General features: G+C 61.8%; 24 protein-coding genes. 11 read left to right on the top strand and 13 right to left on the bottom strand.

The genetic code is table 11. From position 1 onward, the window contains the following. Nucleotides 1-74: 74 nt before the first annotated feature. Nucleotides 75-995: an iron-sulfur-binding ferredoxin reductase gene (locus ACF8EF_RS23700; protein WP_392461923.1), complete on the bottom strand. Its 921-nt coding sequence runs from the start codon at nucleotides 993-995 to the stop codon at nucleotides 75-77. Between the two features lie 249 nt (nucleotides 996-1,244). On the opposite strand from ACF8EF_RS23700, the gene ACF8EF_RS23695 reads away from it, so the two are divergent. Further along, on the top strand, nucleotides 1,245-2,768 hold the full coding sequence (locus tag ACF8EF_RS23695; protein ID WP_003255232.1) for a fumarate hydratase: 1,524 nt from the start codon (nucleotides 1,245-1,247) through the stop codon (nucleotides 2,766-2,768). A 121-nt stretch (nucleotides 2,769-2,889) separates the two neighbouring features. Here ACF8EF_RS23695 and ACF8EF_RS23690 read toward each other — a convergent pair whose 3' ends face one another. Together ACF8EF_RS23690 and ACF8EF_RS23685 are read right to left on the bottom strand one after the other, a co-directional pair. Continuing rightward, the gene (locus ACF8EF_RS23690) at nucleotides 2,890-3,762 is read right to left on the bottom strand and encodes a carbon-nitrogen hydrolase family protein (RefSeq protein ID WP_176683784.1); all 873 of its coding nucleotides are present in this window, start codon (nucleotides 3,760-3,762) and stop codon (nucleotides 2,890-2,892) included. Further along, a complete protein-coding gene (locus ACF8EF_RS23685) occupies nucleotides 3,759-4,349 on the bottom strand; it encodes a GNAT family N-acetyltransferase (protein ID WP_003255235.1) in 591 nt (196 codons plus the stop codon). The genes ACF8EF_RS23690 and ACF8EF_RS23685 overlap by 4 nt, the downstream gene beginning before the upstream one ends. Nucleotides 4,350-4,464: 115 nt before the next feature. On the opposite strand from ACF8EF_RS23685, the gene ACF8EF_RS23680 reads away from it, so the two are divergent. Then, a complete protein-coding gene (locus ACF8EF_RS23680) occupies nucleotides 4,465-4,863 on the top strand; it encodes a nuclear transport factor 2 family protein (protein ID WP_176683785.1) in 399 nt (132 codons plus the stop codon). 30 nt (nucleotides 4,864-4,893) lie between these two features. Here the strand turns inward: ACF8EF_RS23680 and ACF8EF_RS23675 are convergent, their stop codons facing one another. The 7 genes from ACF8EF_RS23675 to ACF8EF_RS23645 all read right to left on the bottom strand — a co-directional run bounded on the left by ACF8EF_RS23675 (nucleotide 4,894) and on the right by ACF8EF_RS23645 (nucleotide 10,606). After that, nucleotides 4,894-5,472 (bottom strand): DJ-1/PfpI family protein, encoded by a 579-nt coding sequence (locus ACF8EF_RS23675; RefSeq protein WP_021781811.1) that lies wholly within the window; start codon nucleotides 5,470-5,472, stop codon nucleotides 4,894-4,896. Between the two features lie 51 nt (nucleotides 5,473-5,523). Beyond that, complete coding sequence (locus tag ACF8EF_RS23670) at nucleotides 5,524-6,681, bottom strand: phosphatidylserine/phosphatidylglycerophosphate/cardiolipin synthase family protein (RefSeq protein WP_176683786.1); 1,158 nt, start codon at nucleotides 6,679-6,681, stop codon at nucleotides 5,524-5,526. 1 nt (nucleotide 6,682) lies between these two features. Beyond that, nucleotides 6,683-7,264 carry a YceI family protein gene (locus ACF8EF_RS23665; protein ID WP_176683787.1) on the bottom strand — a complete coding sequence of 194 codons (582 nt, stop codon included), beginning with the start codon at nucleotides 7,262-7,264 and terminating at the stop codon, nucleotides 6,683-6,685. Nucleotides 7,265-7,308: 44 nt separating this feature from the next. Continuing rightward, on the bottom strand, nucleotides 7,309-7,605 hold the full coding sequence (locus ACF8EF_RS23660) for an amidase (RefSeq protein ID WP_176683788.1): 297 nt from the start codon (nucleotides 7,603-7,605) through the stop codon (nucleotides 7,309-7,311). Further along, nucleotides 7,602-8,681 (bottom strand): serine hydrolase domain-containing protein, encoded by a 1,080-nt coding sequence (locus tag ACF8EF_RS23655; RefSeq protein WP_392461921.1) that lies wholly within the window; start codon nucleotides 8,679-8,681, stop codon nucleotides 7,602-7,604. The genes ACF8EF_RS23660 and ACF8EF_RS23655 overlap by 4 nt, the downstream gene beginning before the upstream one ends. A 108-nt stretch (nucleotides 8,682-8,789) precedes the next feature. Further along, entirely contained in the window at nucleotides 8,790-9,350 is a 561-nt protein-coding gene (locus ACF8EF_RS23650; protein ID WP_003255244.1) for a response regulator transcription factor, read from the bottom strand. Continuing rightward, nucleotides 9,350-10,606, bottom strand: a complete 1,257-nt coding sequence (locus tag ACF8EF_RS23645) for an ATP-binding protein (RefSeq protein ID WP_392461919.1) — start codon at nucleotides 10,604-10,606, stop codon at nucleotides 9,350-9,352. The genes ACF8EF_RS23650 and ACF8EF_RS23645 overlap by 1 nt, the downstream gene beginning before the upstream one ends. 202 nt (nucleotides 10,607-10,808) lie before the next feature. On the opposite strand from ACF8EF_RS23645, the gene ACF8EF_RS23640 reads away from it, so the two are divergent. The 9 genes from ACF8EF_RS23640 to ACF8EF_RS23600 all read left to right on the top strand — a co-directional run bounded on the left by ACF8EF_RS23640 (nucleotide 10,809) and on the right by ACF8EF_RS23600 (nucleotide 22,561). Further along, a complete protein-coding gene (locus tag ACF8EF_RS23640) occupies nucleotides 10,809-11,525 on the top strand; it encodes an SIMPL domain-containing protein (protein ID WP_392461918.1) in 717 nt (238 codons plus the stop codon). A 388-nt stretch (nucleotides 11,526-11,913) separates the two neighbouring features. After that, entirely contained in the window at nucleotides 11,914-13,539 is a 1,626-nt protein-coding gene (locus ACF8EF_RS23635; RefSeq protein ID WP_176683791.1) for an ABC transporter substrate-binding protein, read from the top strand. Nucleotides 13,540-13,685: 146 nt separating this feature from the next. Next, nucleotides 13,686-15,278 (top strand): ABC transporter substrate-binding protein, encoded by a 1,593-nt coding sequence (locus ACF8EF_RS23630; protein WP_392461916.1) that lies wholly within the window; start codon nucleotides 13,686-13,688, stop codon nucleotides 15,276-15,278. A gap of 228 nt (nucleotides 15,279-15,506) precedes the next feature. Then, on the top strand, nucleotides 15,507-16,886 hold the full coding sequence (locus ACF8EF_RS23625; protein WP_021781802.1) for an OprD family porin: 1,380 nt from the start codon (nucleotides 15,507-15,509) through the stop codon (nucleotides 16,884-16,886). 78 nt (nucleotides 16,887-16,964) lie between these two features. Beyond that, nucleotides 16,965-18,575, top strand: coding sequence for an ABC transporter substrate-binding protein (locus tag ACF8EF_RS23620; RefSeq protein ID WP_176683793.1), 1,611 nt, complete (start codon nucleotides 16,965-16,967; stop codon nucleotides 18,573-18,575). Between the two features lie 91 nt (nucleotides 18,576-18,666). Beyond that, the gene (locus tag ACF8EF_RS23615) at nucleotides 18,667-19,677 is read left to right on the top strand and encodes an ABC transporter permease subunit (RefSeq protein ID WP_392461913.1); all 1,011 of its coding nucleotides are present in this window, start codon (nucleotides 18,667-18,669) and stop codon (nucleotides 19,675-19,677) included. A 10-nt stretch (nucleotides 19,678-19,687) separates the two neighbouring features. Continuing rightward, the gene (locus ACF8EF_RS23610) at nucleotides 19,688-20,614 is read left to right on the top strand and encodes an ABC transporter permease subunit (RefSeq protein WP_009685150.1); all 927 of its coding nucleotides are present in this window, start codon (nucleotides 19,688-19,690) and stop codon (nucleotides 20,612-20,614) included. A gap of 10 nt (nucleotides 20,615-20,624) precedes the next feature. Then, on the top strand, nucleotides 20,625-21,593 hold the full coding sequence (locus ACF8EF_RS23605; protein WP_010952089.1) for an ABC transporter ATP-binding protein: 969 nt from the start codon (nucleotides 20,625-20,627) through the stop codon (nucleotides 21,591-21,593). Next, nucleotides 21,593-22,561, top strand: coding sequence for a peptide ABC transporter ATP-binding protein (locus tag ACF8EF_RS23600; protein WP_028697406.1), 969 nt, complete (start codon nucleotides 21,593-21,595; stop codon nucleotides 22,559-22,561). The genes ACF8EF_RS23605 and ACF8EF_RS23600 overlap by 1 nt, the downstream gene beginning before the upstream one ends. Before the next feature lie 439 nt (nucleotides 22,562-23,000). Here the strand turns inward: ACF8EF_RS23600 and ACF8EF_RS23595 are convergent, their stop codons facing one another. The 3 genes from ACF8EF_RS23595 to ACF8EF_RS23585 all read right to left on the bottom strand — a co-directional run bounded on the left by ACF8EF_RS23595 (nucleotide 23,001) and on the right by ACF8EF_RS23585 (nucleotide 25,127). Next, entirely contained in the window at nucleotides 23,001-23,180 is a 180-nt protein-coding gene (locus tag ACF8EF_RS23595) for a rubredoxin (RefSeq protein WP_012051273.1), read from the bottom strand. Nucleotides 23,181-23,182: 2 nt separating this feature from the next. Continuing rightward, nucleotides 23,183-24,163: a LysR family transcriptional regulator gene (locus ACF8EF_RS23590; RefSeq protein ID WP_176683797.1), complete on the bottom strand. Its 981-nt coding sequence runs from the start codon at nucleotides 24,161-24,163 to the stop codon at nucleotides 23,183-23,185. 94 nt (nucleotides 24,164-24,257) lie between these two features. Continuing rightward, nucleotides 24,258-25,127, bottom strand: coding sequence for a DMT family transporter (locus ACF8EF_RS23585; RefSeq protein WP_392461911.1), 870 nt, complete (start codon nucleotides 25,125-25,127; stop codon nucleotides 24,258-24,260). Nucleotides 25,128-25,183: the final 56 nt, after the last annotated feature.

Here is a 25,183-nt window from a genome sequence, read left to right as displayed (position 1 = left end):
GGTGCCCGTCGCCGAGCACAGCGCCGCATGAAAGAGGGGCCGCTTTGCGGCCCTTCGCACTTCAAGTGCTACCCTCAGGCATGCTCGACGAACACATCAGCAAACACCTGTCCCCGCGGTACCCCTGCCATGAACATGCGCCGGGCAAACCGTTCGACACTCCCCGGCGCCCCACACAGCAGCGCCACCGTCTGCCGCGACAATAACCGCATCCTGGCCAACGCTTCATCCAGCTGCTCCGCCAGCACCAGCTCGACACTCACCCCTGGCAGCTTCAGCAGCGGCTCCGCCAGGTAGTGCCCAGCCTGATCGCGCGCCACATGCACCACCCGGATTTCGCCCCGATGTCCCCGGCGCAACGCTTCGCGCAAGATACCCCAGAGCGGCGCCAGCCCGGTTCCCGCAGCCAGCAACCACAGCGGCCGCTCCTGCCAATCAGGGTCGTAATGAAGGGCTCCGCCTCTGAACTCCCCCAAACGCATCTCATCGCCGACCCGCAGACCACGCGCCTTGTCGCAAAAGGCACCAGGCCGCTGGCAATCGATATGAAACTCGAGAAAATCATCCTCGCCCGGCAGGCTGGCCAAGGAATAAGGCCGAGCAACCGCGCCTAGCCACAGCACCACGTGCTGCCCCGCCTGGTAACGCACCACCCGATCGGGCCGCAACCGCAGGCGCAAGACATCGCCAAACCATTCCAAAGCGCAGACATGCGCCGGTACGCCACCCTGCTGGGGGTCGTATAGCGCCACACGCAGGTCCTCGACCACCCGGCACTGGCAAGCCAGACGCCAGCCCTGGGCGTGTTTCTCCAATGCCAAAGCCTCGGGCAAAGCGTCTGCCGGTTGCCCGTCCAGGCAGCGCACCAGGCAGGCGTGGCAACTGCCCGCGCGGCAACTGTAAGGCACATTCAGTCCCGCCTCGTTGAGGGCATCGAGCAGGTTGCTGCCAATGGGCACCAGCCAGCGGCGCTCGCCCACGCAAATTTCGGGCATGTTCGGTACATCTCCTGCTGTCCAAGGCTCACTGTAAGCCAAGCAGAGCACACCAGCAAAATAGATGCCTGCGCGCTGCCGACCATGGTCCAGACCGGCCGCAGGTGTGCCGGGCACGGATGCGCGCTATACTGCCGCGCCTTTTTCCGTCGGCCTGACCTGCCGGCGCCTTGCAAGGCGCTTCGACGTGCTGGTCGGCTATGTCGAGCGTCTTTTTGAATGTTCCCGTCTTTAAGAGGAGCGCGCTGCATGACCGTGATCAAGCAAGACGACCTGATTCAGAGCGTCGCCGACGCCCTGCAATTCATCTCGTACTACCACCCCGTCGATTTCATCCAGGCCATGCACGAGGCCTATCTGCGTGAAGAGTCGCCTGCTGCACGCGATTCCATCGCCCAGATCCTGATCAACTCGCGCATGTGCGCCACCGGCCATCGTCCAATCTGCCAGGACACCGGTATCGTCACCGTGTTCATCCGCGTGGGCATGGACGTGCGCTGGGATGGCGCCACCATGAGCGTCGACGACATGATCAACGAAGGTGTGCGTCGCGCCTACAACCTGCCTGAGAACGTCCTGCGCGCTTCGATCCTGGCCGACCCGGCCGGTGCCCGCAAGAACACCAAGGACAACACTCCGGCAGTGATCCACTACTCCATCGTCCCTGGCGACAAGGTCGAAGTGGATGTCGCAGCCAAGGGCGGCGGCTCGGAAAACAAGTCGAAGATGGCCATGCTCAACCCGTCCGACTCGATCGTCGACTGGGTACTGAAGACCGTGCCGACCATGGGTGCTGGCTGGTGCCCGCCCGGCATGCTCGGCATCGGCATCGGCGGTACCGCCGAGAAGGCCGCGGTCATGGCCAAGGAAGTGTTGATGGAGTCCATCGACATTCACGAACTGAAAGCCCGTGGCCCACAGAACCGCCTGGAAGAAATCCGCCTGGAGCTGTTCGACAAGGTCAACCAGCTGGGCATCGGCGCTCAGGGCCTGGGTGGCCTGACCACCGTGCTCGACGTCAAGATCATGGACTACCCGACCCACGCCGCGTCCTTGCCGGTGTGCATGATCCCCAACTGCGCTGCTACCCGCCATGCCCACTTCGTGCTCGATGGCACCGGCCCGGCAGAACTGGAAGCGCCGTCGCTGGACGCTTACCCGGAAATCGTCTGGGAAGCTGGCCCGAGCGCCCGTCGCGTCAACCTCGACGACATCACCCCGGAAGAAGTGGCCAGCTGGAAGCCGGGTGAAACCATCCTGCTCAACGGCAAGATGCTGACCGGCCGCGATGCCGCGCACAAGCGCATGGTTGAGATGCTCAACCGTGGCGAAGAGTTGCCGGTAGACCTGAAAGGCCGCTTCATCTACTACGTAGGCCCGGTCGATCCGGTGGGTGACGAAGTGGTAGGCCCAGCCGGCCCGACCACTGCTACCCGCATGGACAAGTTCACCCGCCAGATCCTCGAGCAGACTGGCCTGCTGGGCATGATCGGCAAGTCCGAGCGTGGCCCGACCGCCATCGAGGCGATCAAGGACAACAAGGCCGTGTACCTGATGGCCGTTGGCGGCGCTGCCTACCTGGTAGCCCAGGCCATCCGCAAATCGAAGGTACTGGCCTTCGCCGAGCTGGGCATGGAAGCGATCTACGAGTTCGAAGTCAAGGACATGCCGGTGACCGTCGCCGTGGACAGCAACGGCGAGTCGGTACACATCACTGGCCCTGCCCTGTGGCAGAGCAAGATTGCCGAAAGCCTGGCCGTCGAAGTGAAGTAACCTGATGTAACTGCGGTGGCTGCTTCGCGGGCAGGCCTGCTCCCACACGTACAGCGCAAGCCAGAAGGCTACGCGTTGACCTGTAGGAGCGGGCTTGCCCGCGAAGAGGCTGCCACAGTCATCACAGGACTCTCTCGAACTGCTCCGGCCAGTCCCGCCAGGTAAACACCTGCCCTTCCCGCCTCACCCGCCGTACTTCCTCCAGATCCACCTCACACACCAGCCACTGGCTGCAGTCCGGGCTCAACTGCTCACTCAACGCCAGCACCCCATCGCCCGGCATCCCGTGATCCGGCGGCACGAACAGGCCTGCCCGGCCGATATTCTCGTCCAATGCCGGTGACCACGGCGCCACCCCCACCGTAGGGCTCTGCAACACGGCAATCTGGTTCTCCAGGGCGCGCGCCTGGGCGCCAATACGCACCCGGTGGTAACCGGCCTCGGTATCGGTACAACTCGGCGCCAGGATCAGGTCGGCACCACACTCGGCCAGGCGGCGGGCCAGCATCGGGAACTCATTGTCGTAGCAGATCAGGATGCCAAGCCGCCCCAGTTCAGTTTCGAATACCTGCAACCCCTGGCCTGCAGCAATATCCCACTGCTCGCGCTCGAAGCGGGTCATCATCAGTTTGTCCTGATAACCCAGCACACCTTGGGGGCCGAACAGCCAGGCACGGTTGCGGTAGCGCCCATCGCTGTCCAGCACCGGCACACTGCCCGGTTGCAGGTAGATCCCCCAGCGCCGGGCAAGGCTCTCGCACAACGCTTTCCAGGGTTCGATCAGCGGCTGGATGCCGGCAATCGAAGCCTTCAGGTCTTCCCGCTGCCCGGCACTCAGCTGGCCGCTCAGCACCAGCCCGGCGTACTCCGGCAACAGCAGCAAGCGTGCCCCCGCCTCCACCGCTTCGGCGCACAGGCCTTGCAGGTGGTCGGCGTACGCGTCCCATGTTTCATGCAGCTCGATGGCGTACTGGCAGGCCGCCAGGCGGATCATATCGGCAGTGCCTTGAGCCAGAACGACATCAGTTTGTCGGAGCTTTCCTGCTCGTCCAGGTCGCGCCAGGCGTAGGTGGTGCGCAGCGACGGGTCGTGCAGGAAGCCGCGGTTGCGCCAGAAGCCGTGCAGGGGTTTGTACTCTGCTGGCCGTCGCGGGTGTGCACCAGGCCGTTCGACCGCGCAGAACGCGCAATAATCGAACTCGGCCAGTTTGTGTGCGTAGGACTCGCGCTCGATGAAGAAGCGAACCCCCAGGCCCTGACCGCGGTATGCCGGCAACACCAGCGACTCACCGAAGTAGTACACACTGGCCGGGTCGCGCCCCTGGGCCAGGAACGGCTGCTGGAATTCGGGCGCGACGTCCACCAGCGGCAGGCCGGTAGAGGCGCCGACCACTTTGCCGTCGTCCAGCGCCAGCACAACCAGGCTGCGCCCGGAGCGGGCATAGTTGGCCAGGTAGTCGGCCTCGTACTCCGGGGTGCCGTCGTAAAGGTAGGGGAACTCGCGGAACACAGTAAGGCGCAGGCGAGCGAGGTCATCGATGTAAGGCGCGATAGCGGCACCGTGCAACAGGCGTATTTCCATGTTTGGCGGTCGTTTTGTCGATGTGGATGACGCGCTCGGCTAAGCCGGGCTTGAGGGGAAACCCTATCATCCGAGTTAGCGACCCGCCTTTTCCCTACACGACAGGAATTGTTCCATGACCGCAACCGAACTGGTAAATGCTTACTACGCCGCCTTCAACGCGGGTGACATGCCAGGCTTTCTGGCGCTGCTCAGCGAAGACGTGATCCACGACATCAACCAGGGCGAACGTCAGATGGGCAAAGCCAGGTTTGCCGCGTTCATGGAAAAGATGAACCGCTGCTACCGCGAGCGCCTGGCCGACATCGTGGTGATGCAGAACGCCGATGGCAGCCGCGCGGCGGCGGAGTTCACCGTACATGGCCAATACCTGGTCGATGACGAAGGCTTGCCGGCGGCAAACGGGCAGACCTATGTGCTGCCGGCGGGGGCGTTCTTCTATATTCACTGTGGCAAGATTGCCCGGGTGACCAACTACTACAACCTCAATGATTGGGTTGAGCAGGTTGCCTGAAGCAACCCGCTGCCAACTCAATCAAGCCTGTCAGACAATACGCGTGCCCAGCACTTGAAGGAACGCCGCCAGCCAGGCCGGGTGCGCTGGCCATGCCGGTGCGGTCACCAGGTTGCCATCCACATGCGCCTGGTCCACCGCGATGTCGATGAACGTGCCACCCGCCAGGCGCACTTCTGGCGCACATGCCGGGTAAGCGCTGCATTCACGCCCATCCAGCACCCCAGCTGCCGCCAGCAACTGGGCACCATGGCATACCGCCGCAATCGGCTTGCCGGCCTGGTCGAACGCCCGCACCAGCTCCAACACCTTTTCATCCAGGCGCAGGTATTCCGGCGCGCGACCACCCGGGATCAGCAGCGCGTCATAACTCTCGGGCCGCACCCGCACGAAGTCATAATTCAGGGCAAAATTGTGCCCGGGCTTTTCGCTGTAGGTCTGTTCACCCTCGAAGTCATGAATCGCGGTACGCACGGTCTGCCCCGCCAGCTTTTCCGGGCACACCGCATGCACCGTGTGGCCTACCATGCTCAGGGCCTGGAACGGCACCATCGCTTCGTAATCCTCGACGTAGTCGCCCACCAGCATGAGAATTTTCTTCGCCGTCATCTTGCCCACTCCTTCGGTTAACCGTGAATAGTCACTGCACGATAGCCGCTGTCAGTCACGGCGGTCGAGGAAGTTGACCACCAAACGATCCAGCCAGCCCCAGATCCGTTGCTTGACCCTGCGCCACAAAGGGCGCGCATGCCAGTGAGCGAGATCGACTTCTTCGCTCAGGGCAAAGTCGCGCTCGAAGCTGGCCACCACCGCCGCTGTCAACGGCGGGTCCAGCGCCTCGATGTTGGCTTCAAGGTTGAAGCGCAAGTTCCAGTGGTCGAAGTTGCACGAACCGACGCTGACCCAGTCGTCCACCACAGCCATCTTCAGGTGCAGGAAGCACGGCTGGTACTCGAAAATCCGTACGCCCGCGCGTAACAGCCGCGGGTAGTAACGATGCCCGGCGTAGCGTACCGAGGGGTGATCGGTGCGCGGACCGGTCAACAACAGCCGCACGTCCAGGCCCTTGCTGGCGGCCCGACGCAACGAGCGGCGCACGCTCCAGGTCGGCAAGAAGTACGGCGTGGCCAGCCATACCCGTTTCTTGCCGCTGTTCAGTGCCCGTACCAGCGCGTGCAGGATGTCCTGGTGCTGGCGGGCGTCGGCATAAGCGACCCGGCCCATGCCCTGTCCCTGCGCAGGCACCCTGGGCAGACGCGGCAGGCCAAAGCCTTCAGCAGGGCGCCAGGCGGTGCGGCGAGTGTTGGCGTGCCACTGACGGTCGAACAGCAACTGCCAGTCGCTCACCACCGGCCCCTGCATCTGCACCATCACTTCGTGCCATTCGCTGGTCGCCTCACCCGGCTTCCAGAACTCGTCGGTAACGCCCGTCCCCCCCACCACGGCCCAACGTTCGTCCACCAGTAGCAATTTGCGATGATCACGGTACAGGTTACGCAGGCCACGCTTCCAGCGCAGGCGGTTATACCAGCGCAAGTACACGCCAGCGTCCAGCAGGCGCTGACGCAACGCACTGTTGAAGGCCAATGCACCGTAGTCATCGAACAGGCAGCGCACCCGCACGCCACGCCGGGCGGCCTGCTCCAGCGCGTCGACCACCGCCTCGGCACAGGCGCCGGCCTCGACCAGGTACAGTTCCAGGTCAACCTGGAAGTCGGCACGCATGATCGCCAGGAGCATGCGCGGAAAGAACGCGGGGCCGTCGATAAGCAGTTCGAACTGGTTGCCATCCCGCCAGGGGAAGACCGGCCCCGCCATGTCAGCGAGCAGTGAAGATCAGCACCGCGCTAACCGGCACCGACGGGTTGATGGACTTCAACCTGGCAAACTTGCGCAGGCTTTCCAGGCCCGGCATCAAGCCAAAATCTTCGGCGCGCAGCACCAGAGGCTCTAGGGTCACCACCTGGAAGCGCCGCGCATCCAGGCGGGTGGCCAGCAACAAAACATTGTAACGGTGCGACTGGCCATGCAGGGTGACCGTCAGCGGCAGGCGCAACTCGATCTGTGCACCATCGGCCAGGTCATTGATCGGCTGCAGGTCGATCTGCGTCTTCACTGTGGCCTCGGCGAAGCGCGCGACCTCGAACAGGTTGTCGCGCATTTGCTCGTCACGCAGTGGAATACCGCTGCTCACCGAGTCCATCTCGATCCTCAAACCGGCCACACCCTTGCGGTCGACCGTACCATGCAGCACCAGAAAGCGATGCACTTCGGCGGTATTGCCATTCTTGCCGGTGATGAACGACAGCCGTGAAGATTCGCCATCCAGGTGCCAATTGGCATGAGCGGGTAGGCACAAAGCAAGTAATAAGGCAGGCAGCAGGCGGGGCAACTTGAACATGACAGATCTCGTGAAACCAGGCCGCCAACCTTACCCGCCTGCATTCATGGCAGCAAGCGGCAGCCCTCACGGGCGCCTTGCCAGGCCGCCTGGCTACGCCGCCCCAGGCCTTCAGCGGTGACTTGCCGCTGCTGGCTGTTTTCCTCCAGCAGGCTCAGTGGCAGCCATTGTTTCACATACCCCAGGCAGTACGCCTCGTCGAAGCCCATGACAAAGCGGCAGGAACAGTATTCCTTGGCCGAGTAGGCCGGGAGGATGCCGGGGAAGTCCGCCAGCGCCTGGCGTTCCTGCCAGGCCCAGTACAGGAGCCCTGCCAGTACCAGCAGCCATAACCGCTTCATGCCCCCTCCCCGGCCAGTGCCGCCAGCACCCGTTTGAGCAGTTCGTCGTGTCGATAGCTGCTGTCGCGGTCATCGGCATAGCGCACGATCACCAGCTTTTGCTCAGGCAGCACATATAACGCCTGCCCCCAGTGGCCAAGGGCGGCGAAGGTGTCTGTCGGTGCACTGGGCCAAGGCCGTTCGGCGCCAGCCAGCGGTTGGTTGAGCCACCAGTGGCCACCAGGGTTGGCCTCGCCAGGCAGCGGCTGGGCCTGGGCAAACGGGGTGCGGTTGAAGGCTACCCAGGCTTTAGGCAGCAATTGTCGGCCCTGCCAGCGCCCGTCGCGCTGCATCAGCAGGCCTATACGGGCCAAATCGCGGGCACTGAGGTACAGATAGGAAGAGCCTACGTAGGTGCCTGCCCGGTCACGCTCCCACACCGCACTGCCGATACCCAACGGGGTGAACAGAGCGTGCCAGGGGTAGTCGGGGTACTGCCCGGCATCGAGCATGCCGCGCAGCGCTGCGGCGAGCAGGTTACTGTCGCCGCTGGAGTAGAGGAATCGCTGACCGGGGCTGGCAGCGATACCCCGCGCTGCCGTATAGGCAGCCATGTCTGCGCGGCCACGGGTATACAGCATGGCCACCACAGAGGATTTCAGCGGTGCATATTCATAGTCTTCCTGCCAGTCGAGGCCACTGGCCCAGTGCAGCAGGTCGGCCACGCGCACGCCGGGGTGGGCGCGCATAGGTGGATAGAAGCGGCTGACCGGGTCTTGCAGCTGGAAGCGGCCTTCGCCCTGGGCCACGCCCATTATCGTGGCCAGTACGCTCTTGCTTACCGACCAGGTCAGGTGCGCGGTGTCGGCACGGGTGGGCGCTGTGTAGCGCTCGTGGAGGATACGACCGTCGCGGATGACCAGCAGAGCGTCGGTGCGGATGCCGTTGCGCTCCGAGGGAGAGCGTGCGGGAAAGGCGTAAGCGTCGACGGCCCGCCAGTCAAGGGAGGCAGGGTCGTTCTGCCACTGCGGGTCAGGCCAGTCCTCAGCCTTGACGCTACCTGCAATCATCGCAAGGAGGACCAACAGTACCTTCATCGTGCTCGCCCTGATTGGGGCTGCCTTGCAGCCCTTCGCGGGCAAGCCCGCTCTCACAGTTGCAGGAGCGGATGCCCCCGCGAACAGGCCAACATCATCAATAGAGCATCAGCGCCGAACCGGCCGCTTCTGCAACTTGCGCTGCAGCGTCCGCCGGTGCATGCCCAGCGCCCGTGCGGTCGCCGAGATGTTGCCTTCATGCTCGTTCAGCACGCGCTGGATGTGCTCCCACTGCAGGCGATCGACCGACATCGGGTTTTCCGGCACCAGGGTATCCAGGTCGGTGTGCTCCGACAGCAGCGCTGCCAACACGTCATCGGCGTCAGCCGGCTTGCACAGGTAGTTGCAGGCACCGCGCTTGACTGCCTCTACTGCGGTGGCAATGCTCGAGTAACCGGTCAGGATCACCACGCGCATTTCCGGGTCCAGTTCCAGCAACTTGGGCAGCAGCACCAGGCCGGAGTCGCCATCCATCTTCAGGTCCAGCGTGGCGTAGTCCGGCAGGTCCTGCTGGGCCAGGATCAAGCCTTCTTCGGCAGAACTGGCAGTGCTCACACGGAAACCGCGACGGCTCATGGCCCGGGCCATGACCCGGGTGAAGGTGGCATCATCATCCACCAGCAGCAGGTGCGGCAGCTCTTCGCTTTCGACCTGGTTTTCTTCGCTCATCATTCATCTCCTCGCTTGCCATAGGGCAGGCGCAGTTCGGTCAGGGTGCCACCCTGTTCATGACTATAGAGTTTCACCGAGCCGCCCGCACGGGTCACGCTGGCCTTGCTCAAGAACAGGCCCAGGCCGAAGCCTTTGCCCTTGGTGGTAATAAAAGGTTTGCCAATGGCTTCGGCAATGGCCGGCGGTACACCAGGGCCATGGTCGTGGATACTGATGACAATGTCCTGGGCCTCCCAGTCCAGGCGAACCTCCAGATCATCGGGGCAGGCATCTGCGGCATTGTTCAACAGGTTCAGTAGCGCCTGGGTCAGGTCTGGCGGCGGTGCCAGGCGCGGCACTTTGCCGTCGCGCAGGCGCTGGAAGCGGTAGCTGGCTTCCGGGCGCATCAGGTGCCAGCGGTTGAGCGCCTCGTCCAGCCACGCAGTCACATCCTGCTCCACGATGGCCAGGCGTCGGTTGGCTTCGGCTGCGCGTACCAACTGTTGCAAGGTCTCTTTGCACAGCTTTACCTGGTCCTGGAGGATCTGCAGGTCCTCCTGCAACAGCGGATCGGTGTGGTCCTGGCGCATTTCGTTGATCAGCACACTCATGGTCGCCAGCGGTGTGCCCAGCTCATGGGCGGCACCGGCGGCCTGGGTAGCCACAGCCAGCAGTTGCTCGTCGCGCAGGCTTTCTTCACGCCGTTCTGAACGCAGTTGCTCCTGGCGGCGCAGCTCTTCGGCCATGCGCGCAGCAAAGAAGGTGATCACTGCGGCAGCCAAGGCAATGCTCAGCCACATGCCGTAGACCTGCATCTTGTCCCGCGCCATTGGCAGCCCTTCGAGCGGGTAGAACTGCACCAGCAGCAGGCTGTAGGCCGTCAGCGCAATACCCGACAGGATCAGCGAATACAGCCACGGCAAGGTCACCGCAGCGATCGCCAGCGGCACCAGGTAATACGACACGAACGGGTTGGTCGAGCCGCCGGAGTAATACAGCAAGGCGCTGTGGATCAGCAGGTCACAGGCCAGCTGCAGGGCGTATTCCATTTCGGTGACGGGCAGCGACAGGCGCAGGCGCAGGGCCGTGAAGGCACACAGCAGCGAAGACAGGGCCAAGGTGCCGGCCAGCGACAGCCAGGGCAACGGCAGCAGTTCGGTCCAGTAGGCAACGCCCACCGAGCCGGCCTGGGCAGCCAGGACCAGGACCCGAATAAGGGTGAGGCGCCAGAGGTTCTGGCGGGTAGCGGACAACGGTTGTACGGCGGCGAGCATGAGCTCTCCTGATGAGTGCTCCAGAAAAATCGGCTGGAGTATACCGAAGCCGGGCGCCTCGCTGCAGCGATGCGGCAAAGCGCCACACTTTGTCACAGGTTCATGATGGCACTTTTGAACCCACTACACTGTTGCCGGTCCGATGGGCCATGCGTGGAATGGAAGTCCAGCCCCCACGCCTTTCAATGCCAAGGAGTATCACATGCAAATCCCACGTCGTGGCGCCGCCCTGATCATGTCTTGCGGCCTGCTCGCCAGCCTGCCGGCACTGGCCGCCGATGAACCACGTTTCAACCAGGTATCGCTGCGGGCCGAAGTCAGCAAGGAAGTGGCGCGCGACCTGATGGTCGTGACCCTGTACAGCGAAGCGCAGAACAGCGACCCGGGCAAGCTCGCCAAGCAGATCACCGAAACCATGAACAAGGCCGTGCAGCAGTCGCGCCAGGTCAAGGACGTGAAGATCAGCCAGGGCAGCCGCAACAGCTACCCGGTGTACGACAGCAAGGGCCAGAAGATCACCGGCTGGCGCGAACGCGCCGAGCTGCGCCTGGAAAGCGCCAACTTCCCGGCCTTGTCCCAGCTTACCGCCGATCTGTTGCAAGAGCTGAAAATGGGCGGCATGGACTTCTCCATCGCCCCGGCCACGCGCAAGGCCAGCGAGGATGCACTGCTCAAGGATGCGGTCGATGCCTTCAAGGCACGCGCGCAACTGGCCACCGAAGCGCTGGGCGGCAAAGGCTACAAAGTGGTCAGCCTGAACCTCAACAGCAGCGGCTACCCGCGTCCGTACTTGCGTAGCGCGCCGATGGCGATGAAGGCCATGGGGGCTGATGAAGCAGTACCGGCGCCAGATATCGAGGCGGGCACCAGTGAAGTGAGCATGAATGCCGATGGCCTGATCGAAGTGCAGATGCCATAAGGCGTCCACGCATCATCTGTGGGAGCGGGCGGGCTCGCGAACAAGACACTGCGGTGGATGGCACGGGCTTCGCCCGTGTTCGCGGGTAAACCCGCTCCTACAGGTGACCGCATCAATTTCACGATTTTCGGAAGTTTCCTACGCACCACATAGGTGCCTTCCTACATTCCTGCCCGTCCGAAACATCGCGCAAAACGCCATCATTCTGCCTACGCAAACGTTTAACTTCGCCAAAAGTTATATCGATGCGACATCCATGTACGGACGTTCCACTTTTCTGGCGCCAACTATCCTCCTACCTGTTGCATTGGGAACAGCCCCTGCATAAGTATCCGCAGGTCGGCTCACGAGGCCACCTCATCCAAAAAATGACAACAATGAGGCCACCATGCTCAAACACGCAGTCATTCCGTTCCTGCTGGGTGCAGGCTTGCTCAGCGGCGCACCGTCGGCCGTTGCCGCATCCAACCTGGTGTTCTGCTCCGAAGGCAGCCCGGCCGGCTTCGATCCGGGGCAGTACACCACCGGGACCGACTTCGACGCCTCGGCAGAGACCGTGTTCAACCGCCTGACCCAGTTCGAGCGCGGCGGCACTGCGGTCATCCCGGGCCTGGCGACCCAATGGGAAGTGTCCGACGACGGCAAGACCTATACCTTCCACCTGCGCGAAGGGGTCAAGTTCCACACCACCGACTACTTCAAGCCCAGCCGCCCGTTCAACGCCGACGACGTGCTGTTCACCTTCAACCGCATGCTCGACAAGGACAACCCGTTCCGCAAGGCGTACCCCACCGAGTTTCCATACTTCACCGACATGGGCATGGACAAGAACATTGCCAAGGTGGAGAAACTTGACGAGCACACGGTGAGGTTCACCCTCAACGAGGTTGACGCCGCGTTCATCCAGAACCTGGCCATGAGCTTTGCCTCGATCCAGTCCGCCGAATACGCTGACCAGCTGCTCAAGAACGGCAAGGCCGCCGACATCAACCAGAAGCCGATCGGCACCGGCCCGTTCGTGTTCAGCAAGTACCAAAAGGACGCGCAGATCCGCTTCAAGGGCAACAAGGACTACTGGAAGCCCGAGGACGTGAAGATCGACAACCTGATCTTTGCCATCACCACCGACGCCTCGGTGCGCATGCAGAAGCTTAAAAAGAACGAGTGCCAGGTCACCCTGTTCCCACGCCCGGCCGACATCGAGCCGCTAAAAGCCGACAAGAACCTGCAAATGCCGCAGCAGGCCGGTTTCAACCTCGGCTACATCGCCTACAACGTGATGGACAAGATCAAGGGCAGCAACGAGGCCAACCCCATGGCCCAGCTGAAAGTCCGACAGGCGCTGGACATGGCCGTGGACAAGAAAAAGATCATCGAGTCGGTGTACCAGGGCGCCGGCCAGTTGGCGGTCAACGCCATGCCGCCCACGCAGTGGTCCTATGACGACAGCATCAAGGACGCCACCTTCGACCCCGAGAAAGCCAAGCAACTGCTCAAGGAAGCCGGCATCAAGGAAGGCACCGAAATCACCCTGTGGGCCATGCCCGTGCAACGCCCGTACAACCCCAATGCCAAACTGATGGCCGAAATGCTCCAGTCCGACTGGGCCAAGATCGGTATCAAGGCGAAGATCGTCAGTTATGAATGGGGCGAGTACATCAAGCGCTCCAAAGGTGGCGAACAGGGTGCCATGCTGATTGGCTGGAGCGGTGACAATGGTGACCCGGACAACTGGCTGGGTACCCTCTACGGTTGCGATGCCGTCGATGGCAACAACTTCTCCAAGTGGTGCTACAAGCCCTACGACGACCTGATCAAGCAGGCCAAGGCCACGTCCGACCAGGCCAAGCGCACCGAGCTGTACCAGAAGGCGCAGCATATCCTCAAGGAGCAGGTACCGATCACCCCGATCGCCCACTCCACTGTCTACCAGCCCATGAGCGCCAAGGTGAAGGACTTCAAGATCAGCCCATTTTCGCTGAACGCCTTCTACGGCGTCAGCGTGGACAAGTAGGCTGACTGAGGCACCCGCTGAATCGCGGGTGCCCTTCACCCCCGTCACCTCTTCATGTCGTCCTGCGGCCATACGCTACGGGGTCGGCGAACTGTTGCCGTCATTCGTACCCGGAGGCGGCGCGAACAGATGTAAAAGGATTTGCCATGCGCCACGTTACCTGCCTTTCCGCGCTGCTGGCCCTGGGTCTGGTCAGCCAATCCCCGGTCCTGCTCGCCAACAACCTGGTGTTCTGCTCTGAAGGTAGCCCCGCCGGTTTCGACACCGCCCAGTACACCAGCGCCACCGACAACGACGCCGCCGAACCCATCTACAACCGCCTGGTCGAGTTCGAACGTGGCGGTACCGCCGTGCACCCGGCCCTGGCGACCCGCTGGGAGGTGTCCGACGACGGCCTGCGCTACACCTTCCACCTGCGTGAAGGGGTCAAGTTCCACAGCAACAAGGCCTTCAGCCCGAGCCGCACGTTCAACGCCGACGATGTGCTGTTCACCTTCAACCGCATGCTCGACAAGGGTCATCGGTTCCGTCAGGCCTACCCTACCGAGTTCCCCTATTTCATCGGCATGGGCCTGGACAAGAACATCGCCCGTGTCGAGAAGATCGACCCGATGACCGTGGTGTTCACCCTGAACACGGTCGATGCCGCGTTCATCCAGAACCTGGCCATGAGCTTCGCCTCCATTCTCTCCGCTGAATACGCCGAGCAGTTACTGGCCAGTGGACGCCCCAGCGACATCAATCAGCAACCTATCGGTACCGGGCCGTTCGTGTTCCAGCGCTACCAGAAGGATTCGCAGATCCGCTACAAGGGCAACAAGGACTATTGGGCAGCGAACGAAGTGAAGATCGACAACCTGGTGTTCTCGATCAATACCGACCCCTCGGTGCGCATCCAGAAGCTGCGCCGCAACGAATGCCAGGTCACCCTGCACCCACGCCCGGCCGACCTGCCGGCGCTCAAGGCCGACAGCACGCTGCAGGTGCTCCAGCAACCAGGCTTCAACCTCGGCTACATCGCCTACAACACCCAGCACCCGCCATTCGACCGCCTGGAAGTGCGCCAGGCAATGGACATGGCGGTTAACAAGAAAGCCATCATCCAGGCGGTGTATCAGGACGCCGGCCAACGTGCGGTCAACGCCATGCCGCCGACCCAGTGGTCTTATGACGACAGCATCAAGGACGCCCCGTACGCGCCGGAAAAGGCCAGACAACTACTCCAGCAGGCCGGTGTCAAACCGGGTACCGAGATCACCCTGTGGGCCATGCCGGTGCAGCGCCCGTACAACCCCAATGCCAAGCTGATGGCCGAAATGCTCCAGGCCGACTGGAGCAAGCTCGGTTTCAAGGTGCGCATCGTCAGCTACGAATGGGGCGAATACCTCAAACGCATGAAAAACGGTGAGCACGACATCGCCCTGATCGGCTGGACCGGTGACAACGGCGACCCGGACAACTGGCTGGGCACCCTATACAGCTGCGATGCCATCGGCAGCAACAACTACTCGCAGTGGTGCGACCCGCAGTACGACAGCCTGGTCAAACAGGCCAAGCAGGTGACCGACCGTACCCAGCGCACCGCCCTCTACCAGCAGGCCCAGCAGCGGCTCAAGCAGCAGGTACCGATTACCCCGGTGGCGCATTCCACAGTGAACCAGCCGCTTAGCGTCAAGGTTTCCCAGTTCAAGGTCAGCCCGTTTGGGCGCAATGATTTTTCCGGTGTGAGTGTTGATTAAGCGTTAGCCAGTACCGGCCTCTTCGCGGGCAAGCCCGCTCCCACAGGATCTCAACAGGTTCGGACACTGCGCCCTACCTGTGGGAGCGGGCTTGCCCGCGAAGAGGCCAGTACGGCCAACACAACGCCCCGATTCTGCCCGGTGATCCCGCGGCAACCCTGGCAACACAGCAGCAATCACCCGGCCCACAAGGCCGGCCATAACTAGAAAAGAAAGGGAGCTTTAACCTTGAAAGTATTCACCTTGACCGCACTGGCGTTATCCATCAGTGCCTTTTCCACTGTGGCCCAGGCAGATCCGCAGAGCCAGGACTACCTCCCGCTCACCCTCAAAAGCACCAGCGAGCAAGCGCAAGCCAGCGGCTTCATCGACGGCCAAAGCCTGTCCGGCAGCACCCGCAACTGGTATGCCCGCGAACGCGCCGCACGCGCGCCGCTGTGGAAGTACTACAAGAACGACGGCACCCGCCACGACACCCACAGCCGTGAAAACTGGGTACAGGGCACCATCCTCAACTACAGCTCCGGCTTCACCCAGGGCACCGTGGGCTTCGCCGTCGAGGCCGCCGGCTACAACGCCATCGCCCTGCAGCAGAGCCGCGAGGCCATTGCCGGCCCCAACAACCGCACCCTCACCCACAGCGATGGCGACCCCATCGGCCAGTGGAGCAAACTGGGCCTGGGCAATATCAAGGCGCGTGTGTCCAACACCACCCTTACCCTCGGCCGCCAGTCGGTAGACACGCCGATGATCGCCTACATCGGCAACCGCGCCCTGCCCTCGAGCTTCCAGGGCGCATTCCTGCACAGCGCCGAATTCGACAACCTCAGCATCGACCTGGGTACTTTCGACCGCGTCTCGCCACGTACCGAACAGAGCCTCAGCAAGTTCCGCAGCGAGTACAGCGCCACCGGCGTGGAAACCGACCGTGCCAGCACCGCCGGCATCAACTACCAGCCGTTCAAGAGCCTGAGTACCAGCCTGTACGCCACCAAGGTCGACGACTTCTGGAACCAGTACTACTTCGGCGCCAACCATGTGCTCGGCGACAGCGCAGTGCTCAGCCTGAGCACCGGCCTGAACTACTACAAGACCGTCGACGCCGGCAGCCAGAAAATGGGCAAGATCGACAACGACACCTACAGCCTGTCACTGGGCCTGACCCATCAGGCCCACACCCTCAGCGCCTCCTGGCAGCAGGTCAACGGCAACGAGTACTTTGACTACCTGCACGAAACCAACGGCATCTTCCTGGCCAACTCGCTGCTGTCGGATTTCAACGGCCCCAACGAGAAATCGCTGCAGATTTCCTATGTGCTGAACATGGCGCCCTATGGCGTGCCTGGCCTGAAGTTCAACCTGTACAACGCCCGCGGCTGGGGTATCGACGGCACCCACTACCGCGGCACTGCCTACGACGTGAATGGCCTGGATGGCGAAACCCACTATGAGTGGGGTATTGGCACCAGCTACGCGTTGCAGAGCGGGCCGCTGAAAGACACCAGCATCCGCGCCACCTACACCACCCATCGCGCCAGCAAGGCACAGGGCGACGGCAGCCTGGATGAGTTCCGCGTGGTCACCACCATTCCATTCAACATTCTCTGACCGTCGGCGCCCTGGCCCGTTTCGCTGCGGGCCGGGGCGGCTACGCTGGAACCAATGCAAGCAGGGAGTTTTCAACACATGCACAGAGCTTTCATGAAATCGCGGCCGTTGCGCCTAGCCCTGGTCGCGCTGCTTCTGGGCGGCGCCACGCAACTGGCGGCCAAACCGCTGGTGGTGTGTACAGAAGCCAGCCCGGAAGGGTTCGACATCGTCCAGTACACCACCGCAGTCACCGCCGATGCCTCGGCCGAGACAGTGTTCAACCGCCTGGTCGACTTCAAACCCGGCACAACCGAGATCCAGCCAGCCCTGGCCGAGCGCTGGGACATTTCAGCCGACGGCCTGACCTACACCTTCCATCTGCGTCAGGGGGTGAAGTTCCACACCACCGACTACTTCAAGCCAACTCGTGACTTCAACGCCGATGACGTGCTGTGGAGCCTCAATCGCCAGCTCGACCCGAACCACCCCTGGCATGACAAGACCAGCGTCGGCTACCCGTACTTCGAGAGCATGGGGTTCAAGGAACTGCTCAAGTCGGTCAGCAAGGCTGACGAGCACACCGTGGTGATTACCCTCAGCCGACCGGAAGCGCCGTTCCTGCGCGACATGGCCATGGGCTTTACCTCGATCTACTCCGCCGAATACGGCGACCAGTTGCTCAAGTCTGGCAAGACCGCCGAGCTGAACAGCAAGCCGATCGGCACCGGCCCTTTCATTTTCCAGCGTTACAACAAGGACGCCCAGGTCCGCTTCAAGCCCAACCCGGACTATTTCCGTGGCAAGCCGCCGGCCGATGCGCTGGTGTTCGCCATCGCCATCGACAGCAACGTGCGCCTGCAAAAACTGCGCGCCAACGAGTGCCAGGTGGCGCTCTATCCCAAGCCCGATGACGTACCGTCGATCAAGCAAGACCCGAAACTCAAGGTTGAAGAAATCGAGGCCTTGGTCACCGGCTACATCGCCATGAATACCCAGCACAAATACCTCAACGACGTGCGCGTGCGTAAAGCCATCAACATGGCCTTCGACCGCCAGACCCATGTCGACCAACTGTTTGGCAAAGGCAACGCGCTGGTAGGTGTAAACCCTTACCCCCCCACCATGATCGGCTACAACACCCACAACCAGAACCCACCGCGCGACCTCGATAAAGCCCGCGCACTGCTCAGTCAGGCCGGTGTACCCGAGGGCACGGTAATCACCCTGTTCACCCGCAACGGCGGCGGCCCGACCAACCCCAACCCGCGCCTGTCCGCCGAGATGCTGCAAGCCGACCTCAAACAGATCGGCCTCAAGCTGGATATCCGCGTCATGGAATGGGCCGAGATGCTGCGCCGGGCGAAGAACGGCGAAGCCGACCTGGTGTCCACCGGCTGGGCCGGCGACAACGGCGACCCGGACAACTTCCTCAGCCCGCTGCTCAGTTGCGATGCCGTGAAAAGTGGCGAGAACTATGCGCGCTGGTGCAACCCCAAGTTCCAGGAACTGATCAGCCGCGCCCGCGAAGTGATCGACAACGACGAGCGTGCAAGGCTCTATAACGAGGCATTGAAAGTGTACGATGACGACCAACCCTGGATCAGCATGGCTCATCCAAAGATGTTCACCGCCATGCGTGACAACGTGGAGGGCTACGTGATCAGCCCTCTGACCAACAATAACTTCGCCACGACCAAGGTGAAGTAGAACAACAACGACCGCCGGCACCCCACACGGGGACCGGCGGCACTGCCGTAGCGGGCTGATCGCCCCACGGCCTGATGAGGTAACCCCGACAATGTTGAGTTTTATTGCCCGGCGCCTTGGCCTGCTGATACCGACCTTTTTCGGCATCACCTTGCTGACCTTCGCGCTCATACGCCTGATCCCCGGCGACCCGGTGGAAGTGATGATGGGCGAGCGCAGGGTCGACCCCGAAATGCATGCCCAGGCCATGGAACGCCTGGGCCTGAACAAGCCACTGCCGGTCCAGTACCTGGACTACGTCGGCAAACTTGCCCAGGGTGACCTTGGCGAATCGCTGCGCACCCGCGAAAGCGTGTGGCGCGAGTTCCTCACCCTGTTCCCGGCCACCTTGGAACTGGCCTTCGCCGCCCTGCTGTTCGCCGGCGTCGTCGGCCTGCTGGCCGGTGTAATCGCCGCACTCAAGCGCGGTTCGCTGTTCGACCACGGGGTCATGGGCATATCACTGGCCGGCTACTCGATGCCGATTTTCTGGTGGGGCCTGATCCTGATCATGTTCTTCTCGGTAAGCCTGGGCTGGACCCCGGTATCCGGGCGCATCAACCTGCTCTACGACATCGAGCCGAAAACCGGCTTCATGCTCATCGATACCCTGCTCAGCGATGAAGAAGGCGCGTTCAAGGACGCTGTGATGCACCTGATCCTGCCGGCCATCGTGCTCGGTACCATCCCGTTGGCAGTGATCGCCCGCATGACCCGCTCGTCGATGCTCGAAGTGCTGCGTGAGGACTACATCCGCACCGCCCGCGCCAAAGGCCTGTCGCCGGCCCGTGTGGTGTTCGTGCACGGCCTGCGCAATGCGCTGATCCCGGTGCTGACCGTGTTCGGCCTGCAGGTCGGCACACTGCTGGCCGGTGCGGTGCTGACCGAAACCATCTTTTCCTGGCCGGGCATCGGCAAATGGCTGATCGAAGCCATCGGTGCCCGTGACTACCCCGTGGTCCAGAACGGCATCCTGTTGATCGCCTGCCTGGTGATTCTGGTCAACTTCGTCGTGGACATCCTCTACGGCCTGGCCAACCCACGCATCCGTCATCAGCGCTGAGGCCTTTGCCATGACTAGCCCGATTCCAAAATCCGTGTCGCCGGCCAGCCCGGTGGACCAGAGCCTGCTTTACCCCTCCCCGTACAAAGAATTCTGGCAAGCCTTCGCGCGCAACAAGGGCGCGGTAATGGGCCTGGCCTTCATGTGCCTGGTGGTGTTCTGCGCGCTGTTCGCGCCTTGGGTCGCCCCGCATGACCCGAGCGAGCAGTACCGCGACTTCCTGCTGACCCCGCCGGTGTGGCTGGAAGGCGGCACCTGGCAGTTCATTCTGGGCACCGACGAACTGGGCCGTGATCTGCTTTCGCGGCTGATTCAAGGTGCACGGCTGTCGCTGCTGATCGGCCTGTCGTCAGTGGTGATGTCACTGATCCCGGGCATTCTCCTTGGGCTGCTGGCCGGCTTTTTCCCGCAGTTGCTCGGCCCGTCGATCATGCGCCTGATGGACGTGATGCTGGCCTTGCCGTCGCTGTTGCTGGCCGTGGCCATCGTCGCCATCCTCGGCCCTGGCCTGATCAACACCGTGATCGCCATCGCCATCGTCTCGCTGCCCTCTTATGTGCGCCTGACCCGCGCCGCGGTGATGGGTGAACTCAACCGCGACTACGTCACCGCCGCACGCCTGGCCGGTGCCGGCCTGCCACGGCTGATGTTCGTCACCGTGCTGCCCAACTGCATGGCCCCGCTGATCGTGCAGGCCACCCTCAGCTTCTCCTCGGCCATCCTTGACGCCGCCGCACTGGGTTTCCTTGGCCTCGGCGTACAGCCGCCAACCCCCGAGTGGGGCACCATGCTGGCTTCGGCCCGAGACTACATCGAGCGCGCCTGGTGGGTAGTGAGCCTGCCTGGCCTGACCATTCTGCTCAGTGTGCTGGCAATCAACCTGATGGGCGACGGCCTGCGCGATGCGCTGGACCCGAAACTCAAGAACGCCGCCTGAGGAGAACGCCATGTCACTGTTGCAGATCAACAACCTGAACGTGCGCTTCGGCGACGCCAATGCAGTACCGGTGGTAGACGGCCTGGACCTGAAAGTGGACGCTGGCGAGATCCTGGCCATCGTCGGCGAGTCCGGCTCGGGCAAGTCGGTCACCATGATGGCCCTGATGGGTCTGATCGACGCTCCCGGGCGCATCACCGCCGACTCACTGACCTTCGACGGCACTGATATGCTCAAGCTCAGCGGCCGTCAGCGGCGCAAGGTGGTGGGCAAGGACATCGCCATGGTCTTCCAGGACCCGATGACCGCGCTCAACCCCAGCTACACCGTGGGCTTCCAGATCGAGGAAGTGCTGCGCCAGCACTTGGGCCTTAAGGGCAAGGCTGCCCGCCAGCGTGCTCTGGAGCTCTTGAAGAAGGTCGAGATTCCGGCCGCAGAAAGCCGCCTGGACGCTTACCCGCACCAGCTGTCAGGCGGCATGAGCCAACGTGTGGCGATCGCCATGGCCATTGCCGGCGAGCCCAAGCTGCTGATCGCCGACGAACCGACCACGGCCCTCGACGTGACCATCCAGGCTCAGATCATGGAACTGCTGGTCAACCTGCAGAAGGAGCGCAACATGGCGCTCATCCTGATCACCCACGACCTCGCCGTGGTCGCCGAAACCGCCAGGCGGGTGTGCGTGATGTACGCCGGCCAAGCCGTGGAAGTGGGCCAGGTGCCAGAACTGTTCGATGTGCCCGCCCACCCTTACAGCGAAGCCCTGCTCGCCGCGATCCCCGAGCACAGCATTGGCGCCGAGCGCCTGGCCACACTGCCTGGCATCGTCCCCGGCCGCTACGACCGCCCGGTCGGCTGCCTGCTGTCACCACGCTGCCCCTATGTACAGGACAATTGCCGGCGCCAGCGCCCGCCCCTCGACCCACAGGCCCACAGCCTGGTGCGTTGCTTCTACCCGCTGAATCAGGAGGTGGCGTGATGGCTGTCGTACTTACCGCACGGGAGCTGACCCGGCATTACGAAGTGTCCCGCGGGCTGTTCAAGGGCCACGCGCTGGTACGCGCGCTCAATGGCGTGTCGTTCGAACTGGAGGCCGGCAAGACCCTGGCCGTGGTCGGCGAGTCCGGCTGTGGCAAGTCGACCCTGGCCCGCGCCCTGACCCTGATCGAAGAGCCTTCGTCCGGCTCGCTGCAAATTGCCGGCACCGAGGTGAAGGGCGCCAGCAAGGCAGAGCGCAAACAACTGCGCCGCGATGTGCAGATGGTGTTCCAGAGCCCCTACGCCTCGCTCAACCCACGGCAGAAGATCGGCGACCAACTGGCCGAACCGCTGCTGATCAACACCTCGCTGAGCAAGGCCGAGCGCCGCGACAAAGTGCAGAAGATGATGGAGCAGGTCGGCCTGCGCCCCGAGCACTATCAGCGCTACCCGCACATGTTTTCCGGCGGCCAGCGCCAGCGCATTGCCCTGGCACGGGCGATGATGCTGCAGCCGAAAGTGCTGGTGGCGGACGAGCCAACCTCGGCGCTGGACGTGTCGATTCAGGCGCAGGTGCTGAACTTGTTCATGGATCTGCAGAAGGAGTTCAATACCGCCTACGTGTTCATCTCGCACAACCTGGCGGTGGTACGGCATGTGGCGGATCAGGTACTGGTGATGTACCTGGGGCGGCCGGCGGAGATGGGGCCGAAGGAGGACATCTACGCGAAGCCGCTGCACCCGTATACCCAGGCGTTGCTGTCGGCGACACCGGCGATTCATCCAGACCCGTTGAAGCCGAAGATTCGCATCGCCGGGGAGCTGCCCAACCCGCTGAACCCGCCGGATGGGTGTGCGTTTCACAAACGCTGCCCGCATGCGACCGAGCGGTGTGCCAAGGAGGTGCCGGCGCTGAGGCAGGTGAGTACGCGGCAGGTGGCTTGTCACTATGCCGAGCAGTTTCTTTAACTGTTAGAAAACTGGGCAGCCCTCAATGCGAAAAACAGCAGTTTGCTGCGCTGCCCAGTCACGCTTCCTGACCACCGCTCACTTAGCAGGGCTAATAGTGGAGGACTGAGCATGCGTTTCAGCGCCGAGCATCTGAGGATGCGGCGGGAGGAGCGCAGCTGAAGTGCCAAGGCTTTTTGATTGTGGAGCTGAATCCATTTGTGGGCGAGGTTGCCATTGAGGCTGTAGCCCAAGGCGATGTTTGCGATGGAGGCACCGGGCTCGTCGCACTCTGGGCTTTGAAAGATTTATTGTAGGTACGGCGCTGAGGATGCCTGGAAAATCCGCTTGATGGGCCAGAAATGGTGTCCACTTTTAGGTGGACACCATAGCCTTCGCCGGCTCCGTCAGGAAGATGTGTTGGCCGGACGGATACCGGGATTCGACTACCAGGGGAGTGTCAGTTTTTTGTGTGCGGGACGAAAGCCTCCTTGCCTAACCCGCAGTCGGGGCACCGCCATTCCTGCGGAATGCTTTCGAATGGCGTACCCGGCTCGATGCCATGCTCAGGATCCCCACGCGCAGGATCGTAAATAAACCAACACGTCTCACAATAATATTCGGCAAGCAGTGTCGTCATCACTAGTTCCTTATCCGCTCTAACAGCGTGGCTTGAGTTATCCAGCCATCAACCCCGCCCGTCCTGCGCAGCTCGCCGACTAGGTAATCGACCATCACCTTCACCTTCTGTGACACATGCCGTCCAGGCTGATGGAGGATCCATGCCATTCCCTGTAACGTCCCCACATATTTCCATTCTGGGAAAACTTCCACCAGTACATTGGTGGTAATCGCTTCGGCGGCCAGCCTGACCGGCAGGCAGGAAATCCCCAACCCCGATAGGGTGGCATTCAACACCGCTTCCGGGCTGTCTGAAACGTAGCGGCCCGAAACACTGACCTCACACACGCCTTGTGCCGAAGTGAATTTCCAATTTTGCTTCTCACTGACCTCGGAAAACGGTATGCAGCTGTGTTCCGTCAATGCCGAGGGGTGAACGGGGCGGCCGTGTTTTTCAAGGTAGCTGTTCGATGCGCAGACAACAAAGTCGACAGGAAACAACTTGCGTGCCACCAGCCCTAAGGGTGGGCTGTCAGTGACTCTTATGCCAACGTCTATACCCTCAGCGATGAAGTCAAACTCCCCTTCATTAGAAATGAGCTGAACATTGACGCTGGGATAGCGTTCAAGAAACTCAGGAACGAGTTGATGACATGTCACATACAACGAACGCGGCACCGCGACACGAATAAGCCCTTGCGGGCTTTCGAGAAATCGTTCCTTGAATCGAAATATATTTGCTGACGACTCAAGCAGCTCTTTGCAGTGCGAGTAGACCTGTGCTCCCTCGGCATTGACTTTGAGCTGCCGCGTACTGCGCTCAAGCAACCGAATCGACAAGGCATTTTCAAGCTTTGATACTTGTTTGCTGACTGCAGACGCCGTCAACCCCAATCGGGCAGATGCGTCTACAAAACTTCCAGTTTCAACCACCACCGCAAATGCCGCCATACAAGGCAACATATCAACATGAATTTTCGCAAGATAGCATTGATAGTCCATTATTATGAGCACTCACATCTACAGGCCCACAGCGAAGAAATACGCCATTGGCACAATCCCCAAAAAATCTACAATTTTATAAGTCGAAACAATCTCACCCGTAAAGGTGCAGAAGCAAAGCCCCTGACAGCACTAGGCTAACACCGCCGATCTGGATGACTGACAGCCGCTCGCGAAAAAAGAAGTACCCCAGGATCGCGGCAACACCACCCGACAACGTGCTGATGACGGTGACAACGGAAACCGAGCCATTTAGAGCCCCCCAAGAAAACGCAGAAAACCCTCCCAGGTTGAAAAGACTGGCCCCACACAGTGAGCCATAGGTCTTCAGCATTATCGTCGTATGATCCCGCAGAAACTTGACGGCTTCAGGGATAAGGAACATGACCCCCACCGCATACCCTAGCGCCAGCATGTTCACCGGTCCCAGCGCCGGCAAGGCGAATTTCCCTTGAATCCAGAAGCTGATGCCGTAAAGCATGGCCGCCAACAAAGCAAACCACACAGACATCACACTGGTGAACTTACGATCGAAACCACCACCATTATCGCTGCGGCAGGCCAACAGCACGCCGAAAAAGCAGACAAGGATACCAACCACCTGCCAAGCGGAGAGGGCGTCGCCACCCAGCCATGCCAACAGCGTTGTAAAAACACCATACGAAGTGACCAGGGGCGCCACGACTGCTGTCTTGCCAATAGCGAAAGCTTTTGAAAGCGCCAGCGCTCCTACTACGGTGCATAGAGAGGCGACAATTCCTAACCCTATCGTGAGCCAAGGCGCAGATGTAAACTTTTGCCACTGATCGGCTGAAATGGCAATAAAGACTGCCATCAAGAGAAGTCCTAGCAACTGCCCAAAAAATACCGCCCGTTTCACACCGACCGCTCTTGCGTTCACGCCGACCAAGAAATCGGTAGCCCCCCAGAACACCGCAGCCAGCAACCCCATGAATACGTCCATAGTAACGGCCCTTAATTATGATTTATCCCTGAACCTCCCCAGACAGTAATCGGGAA

Source organism: Pseudomonas sp. zjy_15 (genome assembly GCF_043101865.1).
In the GTDB taxonomy this organism is placed as follows: Bacteria; Pseudomonadota; Gammaproteobacteria; order Pseudomonadales; family Pseudomonadaceae; genus Aquipseudomonas; species Aquipseudomonas putida_Y.
Note: the sequence above shows the minus strand (reverse complement) of the source record. Positions and strands in the feature narration are given on the sequence as shown.

What these genes read in the sequence shown, in the direction of transcription:
- ACF8EF_RS23700 (WP_392461923.1), bottom strand. Translation starts at nt 995, where the DNA reads ATGCCCGAAATTTGCGTGGGCGAGCGCCGCTGGCTGGTGCCCATTGGC.
- ACF8EF_RS23695 (WP_003255232.1), top strand. Translation starts at nt 1,245, where the DNA reads ATGACCGTGATCAAGCAAGACGACCTGATTCAGAGCGTCGCCGACGCC.
- ACF8EF_RS23690 (WP_176683784.1), bottom strand. Translation starts at nt 3,762, where the DNA reads ATGATCCGCCTGGCGGCCTGCCAGTACGCCATCGAGCTGCATGAAACA.
- ACF8EF_RS23685 (WP_003255235.1), bottom strand. Translation starts at nt 4,349, where the DNA reads ATGGAAATACGCCTGTTGCACGGTGCCGCTATCGCGCCTTACATCGAT.
- ACF8EF_RS23680 (WP_176683785.1), top strand. Translation starts at nt 4,465, where the DNA reads ATGACCGCAACCGAACTGGTAAATGCTTACTACGCCGCCTTCAACGCG.
- ACF8EF_RS23675 (WP_021781811.1), bottom strand. Translation starts at nt 5,472, where the DNA reads ATGACGGCGAAGAAAATTCTCATGCTGGTGGGCGACTACGTCGAGGAT.
- ACF8EF_RS23670 (WP_176683786.1), bottom strand. Translation starts at nt 6,681, where the DNA reads ATGGCGGGGCCGGTCTTCCCCTGGCGGGATGGCAACCAGTTCGAACTG.
- ACF8EF_RS23665 (WP_176683787.1), bottom strand. Translation starts at nt 7,264, where the DNA reads ATGTTCAAGTTGCCCCGCCTGCTGCCTGCCTTATTACTTGCTTTGTGC.
- ACF8EF_RS23660 (WP_176683788.1), bottom strand. Translation starts at nt 7,605, where the DNA reads ATGAAGCGGTTATGGCTGCTGGTACTGGCAGGGCTCCTGTACTGGGCC.
- ACF8EF_RS23655 (WP_392461921.1), bottom strand. Translation starts at nt 8,681, where the DNA reads ATGAAGGTACTGTTGGTCCTCCTTGCGATGATTGCAGGTAGCGTCAAG.
- ACF8EF_RS23650 (WP_003255244.1), bottom strand. Translation starts at nt 9,350, where the DNA reads ATGAGCGAAGAAAACCAGGTCGAAAGCGAAGAGCTGCCGCACCTGCTG.
- ACF8EF_RS23645 (WP_392461919.1), bottom strand. Translation starts at nt 10,606, where the DNA reads ATGCTCGCCGCCGTACAACCGTTGTCCGCTACCCGCCAGAACCTCTGG.
- ACF8EF_RS23640 (WP_392461918.1), top strand. Translation starts at nt 10,809, where the DNA reads ATGCAAATCCCACGTCGTGGCGCCGCCCTGATCATGTCTTGCGGCCTG.
- ACF8EF_RS23635 (WP_176683791.1), top strand. Translation starts at nt 11,914, where the DNA reads ATGCTCAAACACGCAGTCATTCCGTTCCTGCTGGGTGCAGGCTTGCTC.
- ACF8EF_RS23630 (WP_392461916.1), top strand. Translation starts at nt 13,686, where the DNA reads ATGCGCCACGTTACCTGCCTTTCCGCGCTGCTGGCCCTGGGTCTGGTC.
- ACF8EF_RS23620 (WP_176683793.1), top strand. Translation starts at nt 16,965, where the DNA reads ATGCACAGAGCTTTCATGAAATCGCGGCCGTTGCGCCTAGCCCTGGTC.
- ACF8EF_RS23615 (WP_392461913.1), top strand. Translation starts at nt 18,667, where the DNA reads ATGTTGAGTTTTATTGCCCGGCGCCTTGGCCTGCTGATACCGACCTTT.
- ACF8EF_RS23610 (WP_009685150.1), top strand. Translation starts at nt 19,688, where the DNA reads ATGACTAGCCCGATTCCAAAATCCGTGTCGCCGGCCAGCCCGGTGGAC.
- ACF8EF_RS23605 (WP_010952089.1), top strand. Translation starts at nt 20,625, where the DNA reads ATGTCACTGTTGCAGATCAACAACCTGAACGTGCGCTTCGGCGACGCC.
- ACF8EF_RS23600 (WP_028697406.1), top strand. Translation starts at nt 21,593, where the DNA reads ATGGCTGTCGTACTTACCGCACGGGAGCTGACCCGGCATTACGAAGTG.
- ACF8EF_RS23595 (WP_012051273.1), bottom strand. Translation starts at nt 23,180, where the DNA reads ATGACGACACTGCTTGCCGAATATTATTGTGAGACGTGTTGGTTTATT.
- ACF8EF_RS23590 (WP_176683797.1), bottom strand. Translation starts at nt 24,163, where the DNA reads ATGGACTATCAATGCTATCTTGCGAAAATTCATGTTGATATGTTGCCT.
- ACF8EF_RS23585 (WP_392461911.1), bottom strand. Translation starts at nt 25,127, where the DNA reads ATGGACGTATTCATGGGGTTGCTGGCTGCGGTGTTCTGGGGGGCTACC.